Below are 16382 nucleotides of genomic sequence, written 5' to 3' on the forward strand. Positions count from 1 at the left end.
TCCGTCGGATCGGGTGGCGGCGGGGCCGGGCGCTCGGCAGTTCTTGCCGGTCAGAATCTTCCGCCGGTCAACGGTAGGGCCGGTGCTGCCGGGCTCCGTGCCGGACGATGCAGCGGGTGCCGCTGTCGGCTGTTGTGACAGCGGGGCCGCCCGGAGGCGGTGGCCCGGCCACATCCTCTTGCGGAGACCTGCATGGATAGATATGAGGAGCGCCCTGTCCGGGAGGCTGGGGGGAAGATGCCTCCGGGACAGGAACAACCGGCCGGACGGGAACAACCGGATCAGGGGCTGGCGGACCAGCCGCGGGGAGAGATGCCCCGGGGTCAGGATCGGCCGATGAAGCCGGGCAGCGAAGCTCCCGCCGGCACCCTGGGGACCGGCGAGGCGATGTGCCCGGTCTGCCGGGGAACGGGCAGGCAAGGGGAAACGGCCTGCCCGGACTGCCGCGGCACGGGTGTAGTCACGGCGGGGATCGGCGGCGGCTGAGCCGCCGTCATCCCGTGCAAGGGCGTTCTATTCCGCCGCCTGGGGCAGCAGCGACAGGCGGTGCCGGACGATCCGTTCCGCTTCGAGCCAGTGCTCCAGGTCGCGGCCGCTCTGCTGGCCGTCGCGCAGCCAGAGCAGGTAGGCTTCGGTGCGGATCTCGTCCAGCAGCTCGGCGGATGGGGTGCCGGCCAGCGCATCGGCCATCGGGGCGATGATCTCGTCGTTCGCGGCGGTCTTCTTCCGGGCCCCGCGCTTCGGCGTTGACGCCTTGGCGGATGCCGCGGCCGAGCTGGCGCGACGGGTGGCCTTCTTGGCGTCGAGCGCGGCCGGCAGATCGGCGGCCGGCATGTCGACATCGGTGCCCGTGGCGCCGGAGACGATCAGGTCCGGGACGTCGGGGCTGTCGGACTTCTGGGGCATGGGCAACTCTCCATCAGGGGGGAAGCGAGAAGCGCACCGTACCGACGAGTACGGCGGGTATTACGCGCCGCCGCATTGATGCGGGTCAATAGTCTCTAACCCGCGGGCGGTTGCAATTTTGCGACAGCAGGATGAACGGGACCCCCGCGCGAAACGCCGCGCAGCACCATGACGGGGGCCGGACGACGGAGTATGAAGATGACGGCACCCTGCCCTCCCCGTCCCGTTCTTCCGGACTCTTTCTCCATGGCACGCCGATCCAGCCGCTCCAGACCTGCGAACCCCGACCAGTTCGATCTGTTCGAGATGCCGGAGGCGACGGCGGTGATGCTGACCTTCTCCGGTCGCACGGTCGATCTGGCGCAACCGGACCTGAGCAAGTTCAGCATCGAGGATATCGCCCGTCCCCTCGCCTTCCAGTGCCGGTTCGTCGGCAATACGACGGATTTCTACAGCGTGGCCCAGCACTGCGTGCTGGCGAGCCGGTTGGCGCCGCCGGGCTTCGAGTACGAGGCGCTCCTGCACGACGCGGAAGAGGCGTTCACCGGCGACTGGCCCACCCCGTGGAAAGTCCGTATCGGTCGGGAGACGATCGAGGCGGCGATCGCGCCGGTGAAGCGGGCCGTCGCCGCCCGTTTCGGGCTGCGCTATCCGCAGCCGCGCGAGGTCAAGATCGCCGACCAGCGCGCCTTGGCGACAGAACTGCGCGACCTCTGCGCGCCGCACCGGGTCAACTGGAAGGACCTGCCCCCTCCCAGCGCCATGCCCATCGTGGCATTGCCCCCGGCGGCGGCCATGCAGGCCTTCCTGGAGCGGTACGAGGACCTGCGTCCGCGGTGAGGCGCGCCGCGGCCATGGACGCCAGACAGCAGGAAGGCATGCTGGCATGCCAGCGCACCACGCTGCCTGCATGGTGGGGCTCTGTCAGCGCAGCACATCGTGCAGGATGGAGAACAGCTCCTCCAGCTCCTCCGACCGGAGGCGCTTTTTCGGATTTCCGCGGGTGAAGCTCTCGAAAATCTCGATGGAGTGGTCGAGCTTGTTGAAAGCCGATCCCATATCAAAATAATAACGCCGGCAGTTCATCAGAAATTTCTGGAAATCACCTGCGGACTTCTTCTGGATGAACAGCGCTTCGTAGCTTTCCTTGTATTCGCCGATGATGGAGGAAACCCCGCGCCAGGAGTCACGGAGCTTGCCCTTCACCACATCGCACTGGCCCTCGATCTGGAGGCGCAGGCTCTGGGGCACGAAATCGGCCGGGCCGGAATGGTCCTTGAGCCAGCCTGCCAGATCGCGGATCGCGTCGTAGCGGCGGAAATACTGGAATTCGAAGAAGGTGACGCCCTTCCAGGCGAAGATGATCTCGTTGCCCTCGGTCAGCGGGATCGAGAGGGCCGACAGCAGCGGGAACAGGCTGGAGATGTCCGAGCCGTCCCAGATACGCTCGATGAAGTCATCCACCCGCCGGACCGTCGCCGCCGACCTGTCGGTCAGCCCGAACTCGATCATCGGCTGGACCTTGCGCCGGACATGGTCGCGGATCGCCTGCCATTCGTCGTCGGTGATGCGCAGATAGGCGTCCGGGACGGCGACGTCGTAGCGCTGGAAGTTCGTCTTCAGCAGGAAGGGGTCGAGCGACGGCGACTCTTTCAGCACGCGCAGGATCGCCCTGTCCGTTCCGGTGTCGGCATGCCCCGTCGTGCCGAAGGTGTGGGCGAACTCGCGGATGACGGCGTCGAAGCGGCTGTCGTTCAGCGAGACGGAGGCGCCGCCCTCCAGGATCCGGTCGGCGTCGTAGGGGAAGTAGAGCATCGTGTCGATGACCGGCTCCCCCGGGCGGCCCGCTTTGCCGTCCAGCGCGGGTTCCTTGAAGAAGACCCCGTAGTTGAGCGGCCGCACGGAAAAGAGCCGTGCCGGTTCCGTGCCGGCGGCGGACTGCCTGGTGATCTCCAGGACATTGAAGACTTTGGACGATCCGGACGTCAGCGTGAGCTTGAGGAGCTTCTTGTCCATGCCAGGGGGCTGCTGGAAAGCGCGCCTGGGCGGGCGCAGGACAGGGGCGGCCGGGCCGGCACCACCAACGAGAAAGGTATCGGCTTGCCGACACTACGGAATATCGAGCCGCGGTGTCCAGCCGCGTAGCGGGGTGTCACCACCCCTGTGTGCGGGGTGGACGGCCGTTCCGGCCGGTTGCTCCGGAACAGCCATGCCTGCCTTATGGCAGGACACGATGCAGGCATGCTGGCCTGAAGGCTCTGCACCAGGGCAGCATGCCCGCCTTCCGGCCTGGCGCTGCGGACGGGCGCTTGGCAAGCCGCCGCTTCGCGCGTAGAAGCGGGCGGTTCCGCGGAAGGGGATTTCCATGCTGGACGAGGCCGAAGCGATGCCGGCAGCCGACGCGGGCGCCCGGACCGTGCCGGAGAAGCGGCCGCTGCTTCTCTTCCTGGTGACCGAGGACTGGTACTTCTGTTCGCATCGCCTGCCGGCCGCCCGCGCCGCGCGTGACGCCGGGTTCCGGGTGGCCGTCGCCACCCGCGTCGCCCGCCACGGCGCCGCCATCGAGGCGGAGGGCTTCGAGCTGCATCCCCTGCCCTGGGTCCGGCGCAGCCTGAACCCGCTGGCGGCCCTGCGCGACGTGCTGGCGATCGCCCGGCTCTACGCCCGGCTGAAGCCGGACGTCGTCCACCATGTCGCGGTGAAGCCGGCGGTGCTGGGGGGTATCGCGGCGGTCCTGGCCGGCGTGCCGGGCGTGGTCACCACCCTGGCCGGACGCGGCCTGCTGCTGCAACGCGAGGACGGCGCCGGCCGGCTGGCCGGAGTTCTGCTGCGGACACTCCTGCGCGCGGTCGGGCTGGGGCGGCGGGCGCGGGTCATCGTGCAGAACCGGGACGATCTGGCGTGGCTGGGCGGTGTGCCGGCGACCCTGATCCGCGGTTCCGGCGTGCCGCTCGACCGTTTCGTCCCGCTTCCCCTGCCCCCGGACGGGACACCGTTCACCCTGGCGCAGGTGTCGCGGATGCTGACCATCAAGGGCGTGGACGTGCTGGTGGGCGCCGTGCGGCGGGTCCGTGCCCGTGGCCTGGACGTGCGCCTGATCCTGGCCGGGGAGCCGGACCGCGAGAGCCACGCCGCCATCGGTGCCGGGACGCTGGAGGCGTGGGCGCGGGAACCGGGCATCGAGTGGCCGGGCCATGTCAGCGACGTCCGCACCGTCTGGGCGCGTGCGCATCTGGCTGTGCTGGCGTCGCGCGGGGGCGAGGGCGTGCCCATGTGCCTGCTGGAAGCGGCGGCGTGCGGGCGCCCCCTGCTGGCCACCGACATTCCCGGCAGCCGGGAGGTGGCGCAGGCCGGGCGCAACGCGGTCCTGGTGGCCCCCGACGACGCGGATGCCCTGGCCGGGGCGATCGCCGCCCTGGCCACCGACCGCGCCCGGCTGGAGAGGCTGGCGGCCGGCAGCCGCGGTGTCGTCGATCCCGCCTTCGGGGCGGCGACGGTGGCCGCGGAGACGGTCGCCGTCTACCGGGCGCTGCTGGACCGTTGATCCGGCACCACCGGCCTGGGAATGCCGGGGCTGTCTCAGGGCTTGTCCAGGCGGGCAGCCAGCCGACGCAGCACGGCATCCACCTCCGCCGCGGCATCGTCCAGTCCGCGGGTGTCCAGCCCGCTCAGGTCCAGCCGGGCGCGACCCCAGGACAGGTCCGCGGGATCGCCGGCCTTGTCCTTCGTCCCGGCCCGCGCCGCGTGAGTCCGCCCTTGGGAGCGCCGTCCCGTGAGTGGCCGGGCCGATTGCAGGCGGAGCGGCGCCAGATCCGTCAGAGCATAGAGCTTGTGCGTGCCGCGGCCGGACAGCTCCACGACCAGGCCCAGCGCCTCCAGTTTCTCCAGCATCTTGCCGGCGCCGCGGGGGGAGCAGCTCGGCAGCGGGGCGGTGCCGGCGGGTTCCGCCGGGGACAAGCGTCGTGGATCGCGTCCGCCGGAGAGCGCCCGCGCCACGCCCTCGGGGTTGACCGAGGGCGCCAGGGCCAGCAGGTCCACGACCTGGGGCAGGCGGGAATGGCTGCGGCTGTGCGCCTCCGCCGTGCCGCGGGCCGCGCGCCAGCAGCGTTCCAGATCCAGCAGCAGGCCGAGCGCCTGACCCGCCTCGGCGCGCAGCCCGTCCAGGAAGGTCGCCATCCAGCGGCCGGTCGGCTGCTCCCAGGCGCTCCGCCCGCGCAGGCTCGCGGCCCCCAGCAGCAGCGGGCACTCCGCCCGCAGCAGGCCGCGCTGCACGAGAAAGCGCGGCAGGGCGGCCCAGAGGGCGGGGCGCTCCCCGCCGCGCTCGATCCAGCGCCGCAGTCCCAGGCCGGCGGCGATCAATGTCGGGACGTCTCCGGCATCCCGGTCGAGGTCGGCCAGGGCGGCCGCGATGCGATCGTCCACCGGCCCCTCGGCATCCGTTCCGGCCGCCTCCGCGCTGGCGGCAGGATCGGACCGCGCCGGTGCCGACCAGTGCAGCAGGCGCAGCGCATGCGCCGTGGCACCACCGTCCCGGCCGCCCGCCGGCCCGGTGGCGCCGAGGGCGGCCGGTGCCTCGGGGCGCAGCCCCAGGGCGGCGGCGCCCAGCCGGGCCGGATCGACCCGGATACCGTCCAGCTCGGCCTGGGCGACCGCGGCGGCGATGCGGACCCGGAAGTGCCAGGCCGGCAGCAGCGGGCAGCCGATCAGCGCCCCGTCCAACCGGGCGACAGCCGCCGCCGCCTGTTCCAGCGGGCGCGCCAGGGAGGAGAGAAGGGCCGGCGGCAGGGCGGTCATCGTGTCGGGAACATGGGCGGAAGGACCTCCGGCCGGGTGTGCGCCAACGGGGCGGCATTGTCAGCCCCTTTCTGCCGCCCGGACCAGCCCCGGGGTGCCGGGCGGGCGAGGACAGTCTTCGGCTGTCCGCCGGTCTCTTTTCCAGGGTCCGTAAATCCTATATTGACCGTCGCCCTGCGAAGAAGACCGTTGCTGCCGACAGGGGCGCTCCGGTCCGCAGCATCGTGAAACACCGTGGCCAGGAATCCCGTGCAGGCGTCTTCCCTTCTGACCCAGGAACCCGCCCCGGTGACACCGGAAGCAGCGGCCGGCACGGCCCGGTTCCTGCTGCCCCGCCTGGGGATACTGGAGAGCTTCTTCCTGGAGGTTCGGGCGGAGGTCGATGCCGATCTTGCCGGCCATTTCGTCTCCCCGTCCGGGAAATCCTATCCGCTCGGCTGCTGCCGGGAGATCACCCTGTGCGCCCTGGAAAAGCTCCACGCCCGGATCGCCGAGCCCCGGTGCGAGGCCAGCCGCGCGCTGGCGGATTTCATCCGGGACGGTGGCACGCTCCGCTGCATCTGGGGCATCCTGCGGGACCGGTACTTCCAGACGGCCCTCCAGCTCGGCGGTCTTTATGTGGACGTGGCCAACGACACGGTGACGGTGACCAAGCCGAAGGTCGAGATCCTGCCGATGGAGGAGTCCGGGATGGCGGCGGTGCGGGATGCCGCGCATTTCGCCCGGATCGCGGAGTCCTACTGGGGGCTGCGCATCTATGCCAACACGGCGCTGCCCTCGCTCGCTCCGTTGCTGCCGATGATCGGTGCCGCGCCGGGCAAGCCGCCGGGCCTTCTGTCCGCCACGCTCTACATGGTGGAGCTGTTCTGCCGCGACCGGTTCCAGGCGGCCGAGGCCTGGCTGGCCAGCGCGCCCGAACCGCCGCCGGAGATCGTGGCCGACCTCCGGCGGCGCCATGGGCAGGAGCCCGGCGACACGGCCAACGGTCGGCAGGCGGCGGTAGAGGCCTGCCGGTCCTATCGGGCGTCGGACCGTGCCTTCGATACGGCCTGGATCAACGGTTTCCTGAACCGGCTCAGTGGAAAGACATCAACGGAGGACGCAGCGATGACCGGCAAGCCGAGCATCGTCACGATCGACGGTCACCCCTACGACATGAATGCCCTGTCCGAAGAGGCGCGGGCGCAGATCGCCGGTCTTCAGGCGACCGACCAGGAGATCACCCACCTGAAGACCCGTCTCGCCATCGCGCAGACGGCCCGCGCAGCCTATGCCATGGCGCTGAAGGCCGAGTTGGAGAAGAGTCGTCGCCTGTAGCGGTTCAGTGCGAAGGACCACCAGCAGCAGCGCCATCCTGATGGCGGGGCCTTCAGTCGGCGGCTGAAGCGCCGCCGCCGCCCAATGCCTTGTACAAGCTGATGGCGTTGCCGATCTCATCGCGCTTCAGGTCCAATCGGGTCTGGCGCGCGGCGTAAAGCTGGCGTTGGGCGTCCAGCAGTTCCAGGCGCCCTTCCAGGCCGGCGCGATAGCGCAGGGTGGACAGTGCGAGACGCCGTTCGGCCGAGGCCACGGTGCGGTTCTGGGCATCGATCTGGCGGCCATAGGTGGCGCTGCCGGCCAGACCGTCGGCAACCTCCCGGAACGCCGTCTGGATGACCCGCTCATAGTCGGCGATGGCTTCGGACCTGCGGATCTCAGCCAACCGCAACTCGGCCCGTAGCTGACCGCCCATGAACAGGGGCTGGGTGATCTGCGGGGTGAAGCTCCAGCCCCGCTGTTCGCCGTTGAACAGGTTGCCCAGGATCGGGCTGGCGTATCCCAGCGAGGTGGTCAACGACAGCCGCGGGAAAAAGGCGGCGCGCGCCGCCCCGATGTCGGCGTTGGCGGCCACCAGATTAAGCTCTGCCTGACGGATGTCGGGCCGCCGGGTCAGCAGGTCCGAGGGCAATCCGGCAGGCAGCCGGGTCCGCACCGCGCGCTCGTCCAGCGGCCATGGCGGCGGCAGGTCGCCGGGCAGGTCCGTGCCCACCAACAGGGTCAGAGCGTTGGTGGCGCGCGCCAGTGTCCGTGCGCGCTCTTCAAGATCGGCCTCGGCGGTGGCGACCTGACCTTCCGCCTGGGCCACGTCGAGGCCGCTGTTCTGGTCGGCGGCCTTGAGCCGGCGCGCCAGGTCCAGGGACTGCCGCCAATCGTCCAGCGTGCGGCGGGCCAGGTCCAGTTGTTCCTGGGCAAGGCGCTCGGCGAAATAAGCGTCGGCCACCGTGCCGACCAGCGCGATCTCGACCGTCCGGCGCCCTTCCTCGCTGGCCAGATAGCGGGCGAAAGCAGCGTCCGACAGCGACCGGACCCGGCCGAACAGGTCGATCTCGAAGGCGCTGATGCCGATGTCCAGGTTATGCTGAGTCTGGACGCGCCCGGCGGTGGCGGGATCGGCCTGGGGATCGGCGGCGATCCGCTGGCGGGTGACGCCGCCCGTGGCGTTGACCGCGGGCAGTCGGGCGGCCCGCTGGATGTTGTACTGCGCCTGCACCGCCTCGACGTTCAGGGCCGCCAGCCGCAGGTCGCGGTTGTTCCGCAAGGCCAGCTCGATGAGCCGTTGCAGGCGCGGATCGCCGAACATGACACGCCAGTCCAGATCGGCGGCAGGCCCGCCATCGGCAATGGTCGCCGGGGACGGGTAGGTATCCGGCACCGGCAGGCCCGGCCTGGCCGGATCCGGTGTCAGGGAGCAGGCGGACAGCGCCAGCGACAGCGCAAGGATGGTCAGACGCATGGCATCAATCCTGGCCCGGCGGAGCGGCGCGACGGCCAGCGTGCAGCCAGCCGTGCAGCTTTTTCTGGCCGCCCATGACGAAGACGAAGAAGGCGGGTACGAAGAACACCGCCAGCACGGTGGCGCACAGGATGCCGCCGAACACGCCGGTACCGATGGCGTTCTGGGTCTCGGCGCTGGCCCCCTGGGCGAGCATCAGCGGCACCACGCCCAGGCCGAACGCCAGCGAGGTCATCAGGATCGGGCGCAACCGTAGTCGTGCCGCCGTGATCGCGGCGTCCAGCAGTCCCTTGCCCTCGGCATGCAGTTGTCGGGCGAACTCGACGATCAGGATGGCGTTCTTGGCCGACAGGCCGATCACCGTGATCATGCCGACCTTGAAGAAAATGTCGTTGGGCATGCCGCGCAGCATCACCGCCGCCACCGCGCCCAACAGGCCCAGCGGCACCGCCAGCATCACCGACAGCGGGATCGACCAGCTTTCGTACAGCGCCGCCAGCACCAGGAAGACCACCAGCATGGACAGCGCCATCAACAACGGCGCCTGCGCTGCTGACTGACGTTCCTCCAGCGACTGGCCGGTCCATTCCAAGGCAAATCCGGCGGGCAACCGGGTGGCGAGCCGTTCCATCTCGGCCATGGCCTCGCCATTGGACACGCCGGGAGCCGGGCCGCCGGAAATGCGGGCGGAGGGGAAGCCCTGGTAACGGACGAGTTGCAGCGGCGTGTCTTCCCATACCGGCGTCACCACCTCCGACAACGGCACCATGCCGCCGCTGGAATTGCGCAGGTACAGCCTCAGCACGTCGTCCACCTGCATGCGGGCGGGGGCGTCGGCCTGGAGGATCACCTGCTGCATCCGTCCGGCATTGGGGAAGTCGTTGACGTACAGCGAGCCCATGGCCGCCGCCAGGGTGTCGCTGATGGTGGTGAACGGCACCCCCAGGGCCTCGGCCTTCTGCCGGTCGATATCCAGGCGGACGCTGGCGCCGTCGGGCAGTCCGTCGGAATAGACGCCGGAGACGACCTCGCTCTGCGCCGCCAGTTCCAGCAGTTTCGCCTCGGCGGCCTTCAGGGCCGCCTCACCATGGCCGGCGCGGTCCTGAAGGCGCAGGTTGAAACCGGATGAGGTCCCCATCTCCTCGATGGCTGGCGGCAGAAGGCTCATGACCGTGCCGTCGGTGGCGTCGGCCATGGCCTGCTGCGCGCGCCGGGCTTCGTCGGCCGTGGTGGCGCCGCCGCGCTGATCCCAGTCCTTGAGCATGGTGAAGGCGAGCGCGGTATTGGCGCCCGAGCCGGAAAAGCCGAAACCCAGGATCGACAGGGTCGAGTCCACCGCCGGCCGCGCGGCGGCATGGGCTTCGAACTTGCGGACCAGATCCAGCGTGCGTTCCTGGGTGGCGTCCGACGGCAACTGGAACGAGGTCATGAAATAGCCCTGGTCCTCCTCGGGCAGGAAGGCCGAGGGCAGTACCAGGAACCCCAGGCCCAGCAGCACGACGATGACCGCGAACGCGGCCATCATCCGGCCGGTGCGACGGACCAGGGCGGCAACGCGGGTTTCATAGGACCGGGTGAGATGGTCGAACCGGCGGTTGAACCAGCCGAAGAAGCCGCCTTTGGCATGGTGGCCGGGATCGACGGGCTTCAGCAGGGTGGCGCACAGGGCCGGGGTCAGGCTGAGCGCCAGGAAGGCCGAGAACAGGATGGAAACCGCCATGGAAAGGGTGAACTGTCGATAGATCACCCCGACCGAGCTTCCGGCCAGCGCCATGGGGATGAACACCGCCGTCAGCACCAGGGTGATGGCGATCACCGCGCCGGTGATTTCCTTCATCGCCTTCTCGGTCGCGTCCTTGGCCGACAGTCCCTCGGTCGCCATCAGGCGCTCGACGTTTTCCACCACCACGATGGCGTCGTCGACGATGATGCCGATGGCCAGGACCATGCCGAACATGGTCAGCACGTTGATCGAGAAGCCGGCCACCAGCATGACGGCGAACGTCCCCAGCAACGCGATCGGGGCAACGATGGCCGGGATCAGGGTATAGCGGATGTTCTGCAGGAACAGCAGCATGACCAGGAACACCAGCACCATGGCTTCAACCAGGGTCTGGACGACCTTTTCGATGGAAATCCTGACGAAGGGTGCGGTGTCGAACGGGGTTGAATAGGTCACGCCCGCCGGCATGACGTGGCTGAGCTCGGCCAGCCGCTTCTTCACGCTTTCGGCCGTGCGCACGGCGTTGGCGCCCGGCGACAGCTGCACGGCGGCAACGGCGGCGGCGTCTCCGTTCTCGCGGTTGGCGAAGCTGTAGGTCTGCGGGCCCAGTTCCACCCGCGCCACGTCTCCCAACGTGACCTTGGAGCCGTCGGCATTGGCGCGCAGCACGATGGCGGCGAATTCCTCCGGCGTCTGCAACTGGCCCTGCGCCGTCAGGGGAATGCTCACCCGCTGTCCCGGAATGGTCGGTGCGTCGCCGACCCGACCGGGCGCGATCTGGGTGTTCTGCTGGGTGATGGCTGCCGACAGGTCGGCCATGGTCAGGCCGAAGGAGACCAGCCGCAACGGGTCCACCCAGATGCGCAGGGCCTGTTCGGCGCCGAACAACTGCACGCGACCCACCCCGTCGATGCGGCGCAGTTCCTCGATGATGTTGCGGGCCAGATAGTCGCTGAGTGTCGTCTCGTCGAACCGGCCATCCTCGGATCTCAGGCTGACCAGCATCAGGAAGCCAGAGTCGGCGGATTCAACGGTCAGTCCGTTCTGCCGGACCGCTTGCGGCAGCCGTGGTTCAATGGCTTTCAGGCGGTTCTGCACGTCCACCTGCGCCATCTCGGGGTCCGTTCCCGGCTTGAAGGTGACGGTCACCTGGGCCGTGCCCGAGGTGTCGGCCGAGGATTCGAAATACAGCAGGTTCTTGACGCCCGACAGTTCGCGCTCGATCAGTCCCAGCACGGAATCGTTCATGGTCTGGGGGGCTGCGCCGGGATAGCTGGCGTAGATGCTGACCGTGGGCGGCGCCACCGAGGGGTAGCGGGCGATCGGCAGTTGCGGCAGGGCGATCAGGCCCAGCAGGATGATGAACAGGGCGACGACCCAGGCGAAGACCGGGCGGTGGATGAAGAAATGCGGCATGGGGGCGGTGCTCCTGGCGTCTCAGCGCGCGGCCCTGTCGGCCGGCTGCCAGTCGTGCGGTGTGACCACGGCGCCTTCGCTCAGCCGCTCCGATCCTTCGACCACGATCCGCTGTCCGGCCTTGAGACCCGCGCGGATGCGGTAGCGGTGCTCGATCAGTTCGCCCAGCTCCACCGGCTGGGCGTGCACCGCGTCACCCTCGTCGATCACCCACACCAGCGGCTTGCCGCCGACACGGGCGACTGCCTGCTGCGGCACCATCAGGGCATCGTCGTAACTGGCGCGCGGCACCCGGGCGCGCACGAACATGCCGGGCAGCAGGTCGCGCCGGGCGTTGTCCACCAGCACGCGCAACAGCACGTCACCCGTTCCCGCATCGACGCTGATGCCGGAAAACAGAATCCGACCGCTGGCCCCGTAGGGAGCGCCGCCGCTGCGCAACACCGTGACCGGCAGACCCGCATTGCGGTCGGCCTGCCGCGAGGCCAGGGCATCGCGCACCGCATCGAGCGAGGCCGCCGGCTGGCGCACGTCCACATAGACCTGATCGACCTGCTGGATGCGGGCCATCGGGCTGGCGTCGGTGGGGGACACCAGCGCGCCTTCGGTGACCAGGGCCTGGTCGATCCGGCCCGAGATCGGCGCGTCCACCGTGGCGAATTTCAGATCCAACTGGCGGCGCGCCAGGGTCGCGCGGGCCTGGGCGACGTCCGCTGCGGCCTGATCGCGCTGTGATACGGCATCGTCGTAGGTCTGGCGGCTGATCGCCTCGGCCTGCGCCAGCGGCTCCAGGCGCCGGGTCTGCACCTGCGCTTGGGCCAGGGCCGCTTCGGCGCGTTGCAACGCGGCGGCCGCCATCGCGGCGTCGGCCTTGAACGGAGCGGGATTGATCTGGAACAGCGGGGTGCCCGCCTGGATTTCCGTGCCCTCTTCGAACAGGCGCTGCTGGACGATGCCGCTGACCTGGGGACGGATCTCCGCCACGCGCAGGGCGGCGACACGCCCCGGCAGGTCTTCGGTCAGGTCCACCCGGGCCGGAACCAGCGTCATCACCGCCACCGGCGTGGGCGGCGGCGGTGGTTCGGGCGCGGCGTCGTCGCAGCCGGCGAGAGCGAGCACCACCGTGGCAAGCAGCACGCTGCCGCGGAACAGACGTTCGGTACCCATCATCGGCCCTTCTGGGGTGGATAACGCAAAAGAGCGCGCACCCTAGGCCGGCAGGATGGCGTTTCCGTCGAGCCTTTGTGGAGATAGAGTGGAGGCGGAATCCAATCGCGCGGACCTGTCATGCTCCCCACGATCGCCGAGCCACACTCCCTGGTGTTGATCGCGGAGGATGAACCCGAGATTGCCGAGATCCTGTCCGCCTATCTGCAGCGGAGTGGCCTGCGCGGCGTGCACGCAGCCGATGGCCGCCGCGCCTTGGACCTGCACCTGTCGCTCAAGCCGGACCTGATCGTGCTGGATGTGCAGATGCCCTGTGTGGACGGCTGGCAGGTGCTGTCGGAAGTGCGCCGCCGCGGCGACACGCCGGTCATCATGCTCACCGCCCTGGATCAGGACATCGACAAGCTGATGGGATTGCGGATCGGAGCCGACGATTACGTGGTCAAGCCCTTCAACCCGGCGGAAGTGGTCGCCCGTGTCCAGGCGGTGCTGCGCCGTGCCCGCCCCGGCGGCGACCAGCCGACCCGGCGCTTCATCCGGCTCGGGCGGTTGCAGGCCGACCTGGAAAGCCACGAGATCGCCGTGCAGAATGACGGCCGTTTTCTTCCTCTCCCGCTGACTCTGACCGAGTTCAGGCTTCTGATCCATCTGATGCGGGCACCGCACCGGGTCTTCGGGCGGGAGGAGTTGCTGGTCGCCTGCCTGCCCGAGGGCGAGACCCTGGAGCGCACGGTGGACAGCCACGTCAGCAAGCTGCGCAAGAAACTGGAAGCCGTCGGGCTGGAGGGCATCCCGGCCAGCGTGCGGGGAGTCGGCTACCGGCTGGGAACCGTGTCTTGAGGACCGTGCCTTGAGCGAGGCCGGAAGTCTGAGCCGCCGGATCATCCGGTCCATGGTCGCCCTGGCCCTGGGCACCACCTTGCTGGCGCTGCTGGGATCCTATGCCTTCTACGCCGCGTGGTTCCTGTTGTCCCCGAACAGCTTCCCCGGTCCCGACGACTCCAGCGATTGGCTCCCCACGCCGCTGGAATGGGGGTGGATGGCCCTGACCGTTGCCGTGGCGCTGGGGATCGCCATTCTGTTCGCTCTGAAACTGTCGAGACCGATCGTCACGCCGCTCAACGCCGTGGCGGAAAGCCTGCGCCAGGTGGCGCAGGGCAACCTGTCGGTCCGCGCCCGCAGCGAGGGTCATCCGCACGACGAGGCAGCCCAACTGGTGCATGACTTCAATGCCATGGCTGAACGCCTGGAACGCATGGAGCGCGAACGCCGGTTCTGGAACGCGGCCATCGCCCACGAACTGCGCACCCCGGTAACGGTGCTGCGCGGTCGTCTGCAAGGACTGAACGACGGCGTGTTCGAACCGGCCCCGGCCCTGTTCCGCTCGCTGTTGACCCAGGTCGAGGGGCTCGGCCGGTTGATCGAGGATCTCCGCCTGCTGGGTCTGGTCGAGAACGGACGGCTTGACCTGCGGCTCGAACTGACCGACCTGGAGACTGAGGTGGCGGCGGTGGTGCGGGCCATCGAGCCCAGCCTGCGGGAAGCGGGCTTCGCCGTATCCTGCCAGGTGGACGCGCAACCGGTGCCGTGCGATCCGGTCCGGATGCGTCAGGCATTGCTGGCGCTGCTGGAAAATGCCCTGTGCCACGCTCTTCCCGGGCCGCTGCACATTCGGGTTCTGATCGATCAGGGAAGCTGCCACCTGCTGGTGGAGGATTGCGGTCCCGGCGTGCCTGATACCCAGGCAACCCGGATCTTCGAGGCATTCCAGCGGGGCGAAACCCACGGTCACGGCAGCGGGGTGGGGTTGGCGGTGGTCCGGGCCATCGCCCGCATCCATGGCGGCGATGTGACCTGCCGCCCGTCGGCGCTGGGCGGCACCGCGTTCGACCTCTCCTGGCCGGTCTGACGCTGTGTGAACGCAGGTCGTTGCCCGTCCCGGGGCGTGGTGTGGCTGAGGGAGGGGCGCGGCCGGAGCGCAGTGACATGGCCGGGCCCACACGCGGCGACGGCCGCTCTGGTTAGGAACCAATCCAGCGGTTTGGTTCACGAAGATGGCTGTCCCAGGTCCATCCGGCACCGACCGGGTCGTGTGCGGCCCCCGGTTTTCCCGAAAAACCATCCCCGCGCGCCTTCGCGGTCGGGCCCCTGCCGCCATCCGCCGCCTTGTCCCGCTGATGGTTGGCGGCCAGGGTGGGGTGAACCGATTCAGGAGGCAAGGGTTTCCATGTCCCCCGTTCTCATCGCCTATGGCGCGCTGGCCCTCGCCATCATGTGTGAGGTCGCCGGCACCACCTTTCTCCAGAAATCGGAGCAGTTCACCCGGCCAGGGCCGATCCTGCTCATGGTTCTCTTCTATGCCGGGTCCTTCTACTTCCTGGCCCAGGCGTTGAAGGCAGTGCCGCTGGGCATCGCCTATGCGGTCTGGGCCGGGGTCGGGATCGTGCTGACGGCGGTGGTGGGCGCCGTTGTCTTCCGGCAGGCGCTGGACACTGCCGCCATGCTGGGCATCGGCCTGATCGTCGCCGGGGTGGCGGTGATCCAGATCTTCTCGAAAAGCGTGTCACACTGACGGAGATGGCTGAGGCGGCCGGTGCCGGGATCGGCAAGCCGGCGGTTTTCTGGAAAAAACCACGCGCGGCTGCCCATCTCCAGGCCCGCGGCTTCAGCGTCTTGGTGGCGGCATAGTTCCCTCCGGCCCCTCGAAAGGGGGGCCGCTGCTGCTTGTCGCCGACCCGGACTGGCCGGGGGATTGTCCGGCGGTGGGGTGGGGCCCCGACCGGTCTAGGCCGGGGACGGAAAGAACCGGAAAAGCGGCTGATGGCTCCCCCATGTGATGCGGGGATTGATGGCTGGCAGATCACACCGCAGGAGATCCCATGACCCGTCCCGTTTCCGCCCCCCTTCCCGGCCGCCTCGCCCTCTACCTTTCCGGCTGCCTCCTGTTCTCGCTGGGGGCCAAGCTGTTCATCGACAGCCATCTCGGCGTCGATCCGCTGGATGTTCTGGTTCTCGGCATCGTCGGCCACACCGGCGTCACGGTCGGCATCGCGTCGGGAGCGGTCGCCATCGGTTTCCTGCTCCTCTGGAGTCTCTGGAACCGCCGTCGCCCGCCGCTTTCGCCTTTCATGACGATGTTCCTGGTCGGGTCGCTGATCGATCTCTGGATCTGGCTGGAGCTTGAGCGGGTGACCCAGGCGATTCTGGCCGCCGTCCCGATGCTGGCGACAGGGCTGCTGCTGGCGTCCTTCGGCTCGGCCCTGATCATCGTGGCCGGCATCGGCATCCGCATCATGGATCTGGTCGCCATCACCATGGTGGAGCGCTGGCGCTGGCAGTTCTGGCAGGCGAAGCTGGCGCTGGAAGTGTTCTTCGTCGCCTCCGGCTGGGTGCTCGGCGGTCCGGTGGGGGTCGGAACCCTGGCCTTCGTCGTCGTCGTGGGACCGATGATGCAACTCTTCATGGCGCTGGTGACGAAGGTTCTCGGCACCGTCAACCATGGGCTCCCGGGTCCGCTCGCCTCTGCCCATACCGACGCTGCCCGCCCCGACGCTGCCCACCCCGACGCTGCCGGCCCCGCTGCCGCGTCGGGGCGCTGAGCGG

At 69.3% G+C, this 16382-nt stretch carries 13 protein-coding genes; 7 read left to right on the forward strand and 6 right to left on the reverse strand.

Going from position 1 to position 16382, the window contains the following annotated elements:
• Positions 1-513 precede the first annotated feature (513 nt).
• Positions 514-906 (reverse strand): DUF2934 domain-containing protein, encoded by a 393-nt coding sequence (locus ACFQPS_RS17730; protein ID WP_377360550.1) that lies wholly within the window; start codon positions 904-906, stop codon positions 514-516.
• 246 nt (positions 907-1152) lie between these two features.
• On the opposite strand from ACFQPS_RS17730, the gene ACFQPS_RS17735 reads away from it, so the two are divergent.
• On the forward strand, positions 1153-1746 hold the full coding sequence (locus ACFQPS_RS17735) for a transcriptional regulator (protein ID WP_377360551.1): 594 nt from the start codon (positions 1153-1155) through the stop codon (positions 1744-1746).
• 84 nt (positions 1747-1830) lie between these two features.
• Here ACFQPS_RS17735 and ACFQPS_RS17740 read toward each other — a convergent pair whose 3' ends face one another.
• Positions 1831-2922, reverse strand: a complete 1092-nt coding sequence (locus tag ACFQPS_RS17740; protein ID WP_377360552.1) for a hypothetical protein — start codon at positions 2920-2922, stop codon at positions 1831-1833.
• A gap of 349 nt (positions 2923-3271) precedes the next feature.
• Here ACFQPS_RS17740 and ACFQPS_RS17745 point away from each other — a divergent pair, with 349 nt between their 5' ends.
• Positions 3272-4450: a glycosyltransferase family 4 protein gene (locus ACFQPS_RS17745; protein WP_377360553.1), complete on the forward strand. Its 1179-nt coding sequence runs from the start codon at positions 3272-3274 to the stop codon at positions 4448-4450.
• Positions 4451-4485: 35 nt separating this feature from the next.
• On the opposite strand, the gene ACFQPS_RS17750 is transcribed toward ACFQPS_RS17745, so the two are convergent.
• Positions 4486-5700 (reverse strand): hypothetical protein, encoded by a 1215-nt coding sequence (locus ACFQPS_RS17750; protein WP_377360554.1) that lies wholly within the window; start codon positions 5698-5700, stop codon positions 4486-4488.
• 288 nt (positions 5701-5988) lie between these two features.
• Between ACFQPS_RS17750 and ACFQPS_RS17755 the strand changes: the two genes are divergently transcribed.
• Positions 5989-7017 (forward strand): DUF6447 family protein, encoded by a 1029-nt coding sequence (locus tag ACFQPS_RS17755; protein ID WP_377360555.1) that lies wholly within the window; start codon positions 5989-5991, stop codon positions 7015-7017.
• Positions 7018-7069: 52 nt separating this feature from the next.
• Here ACFQPS_RS17755 and ACFQPS_RS17760 read toward each other — a convergent pair whose 3' ends face one another.
• Genes ACFQPS_RS17760 through ACFQPS_RS17770 form a run of 3 tightly spaced genes read right to left on the reverse strand, consistent with a single transcriptional unit; the run spans position 7070 to position 12779 of the window.
• Positions 7070-8473, reverse strand: coding sequence for an efflux transporter outer membrane subunit (locus ACFQPS_RS17760; protein WP_377360556.1), 1404 nt, complete (start codon positions 8471-8473; stop codon positions 7070-7072).
• A 4-nt stretch (positions 8474-8477) separates the two neighbouring features.
• The gene (locus ACFQPS_RS17765) at positions 8478-11612 is read right to left on the reverse strand and encodes a multidrug efflux RND transporter permease subunit (protein ID WP_377360557.1); all 3135 of its coding nucleotides are present in this window, start codon (positions 11610-11612) and stop codon (positions 8478-8480) included.
• A gap of 21 nt (positions 11613-11633) precedes the next feature.
• Positions 11634-12779, reverse strand: a complete 1146-nt coding sequence (locus ACFQPS_RS17770; protein ID WP_377360558.1) for an efflux RND transporter periplasmic adaptor subunit — start codon at positions 12777-12779, stop codon at positions 11634-11636.
• Positions 12780-12899: 120 nt separating this feature from the next.
• Between ACFQPS_RS17770 and ACFQPS_RS17775 the strand changes: the two genes are divergently transcribed.
• The 4 genes from ACFQPS_RS17775 (at position 12900) to ACFQPS_RS17790 (ending at position 16378) form a co-directional block, all read left to right on the forward strand.
• Entirely contained in the window at positions 12900-13619 is a 720-nt protein-coding gene (locus ACFQPS_RS17775) for a response regulator (RefSeq protein WP_377360559.1), read from the forward strand.
• A 52-nt stretch (positions 13620-13671) separates the two neighbouring features.
• Positions 13672-14688: an ATP-binding protein gene (locus tag ACFQPS_RS17780; RefSeq protein ID WP_377360560.1), complete on the forward strand. Its 1017-nt coding sequence runs from the start codon at positions 13672-13674 to the stop codon at positions 14686-14688.
• Positions 14689-15006: 318 nt separating this feature from the next.
• Entirely contained in the window at positions 15007-15351 is a 345-nt protein-coding gene (locus tag ACFQPS_RS17785) for a DMT family transporter (RefSeq protein ID WP_377360561.1), read from the forward strand.
• 307 nt (positions 15352-15658) lie between these two features.
• The gene (locus tag ACFQPS_RS17790; protein WP_377360562.1) at positions 15659-16378 is read left to right on the forward strand and encodes a YczE/YyaS/YitT family protein; all 720 of its coding nucleotides are present in this window, start codon (positions 15659-15661) and stop codon (positions 16376-16378) included.
• Positions 16379-16382 lie beyond the last annotated feature (4 nt).

This window comes from Rhodocista pekingensis (genome assembly GCF_042665545.1).
GTDB classification, from domain to species: Bacteria; Pseudomonadota; Alphaproteobacteria; order Azospirillales; family Azospirillaceae; genus Rhodocista; species Rhodocista pekingensis.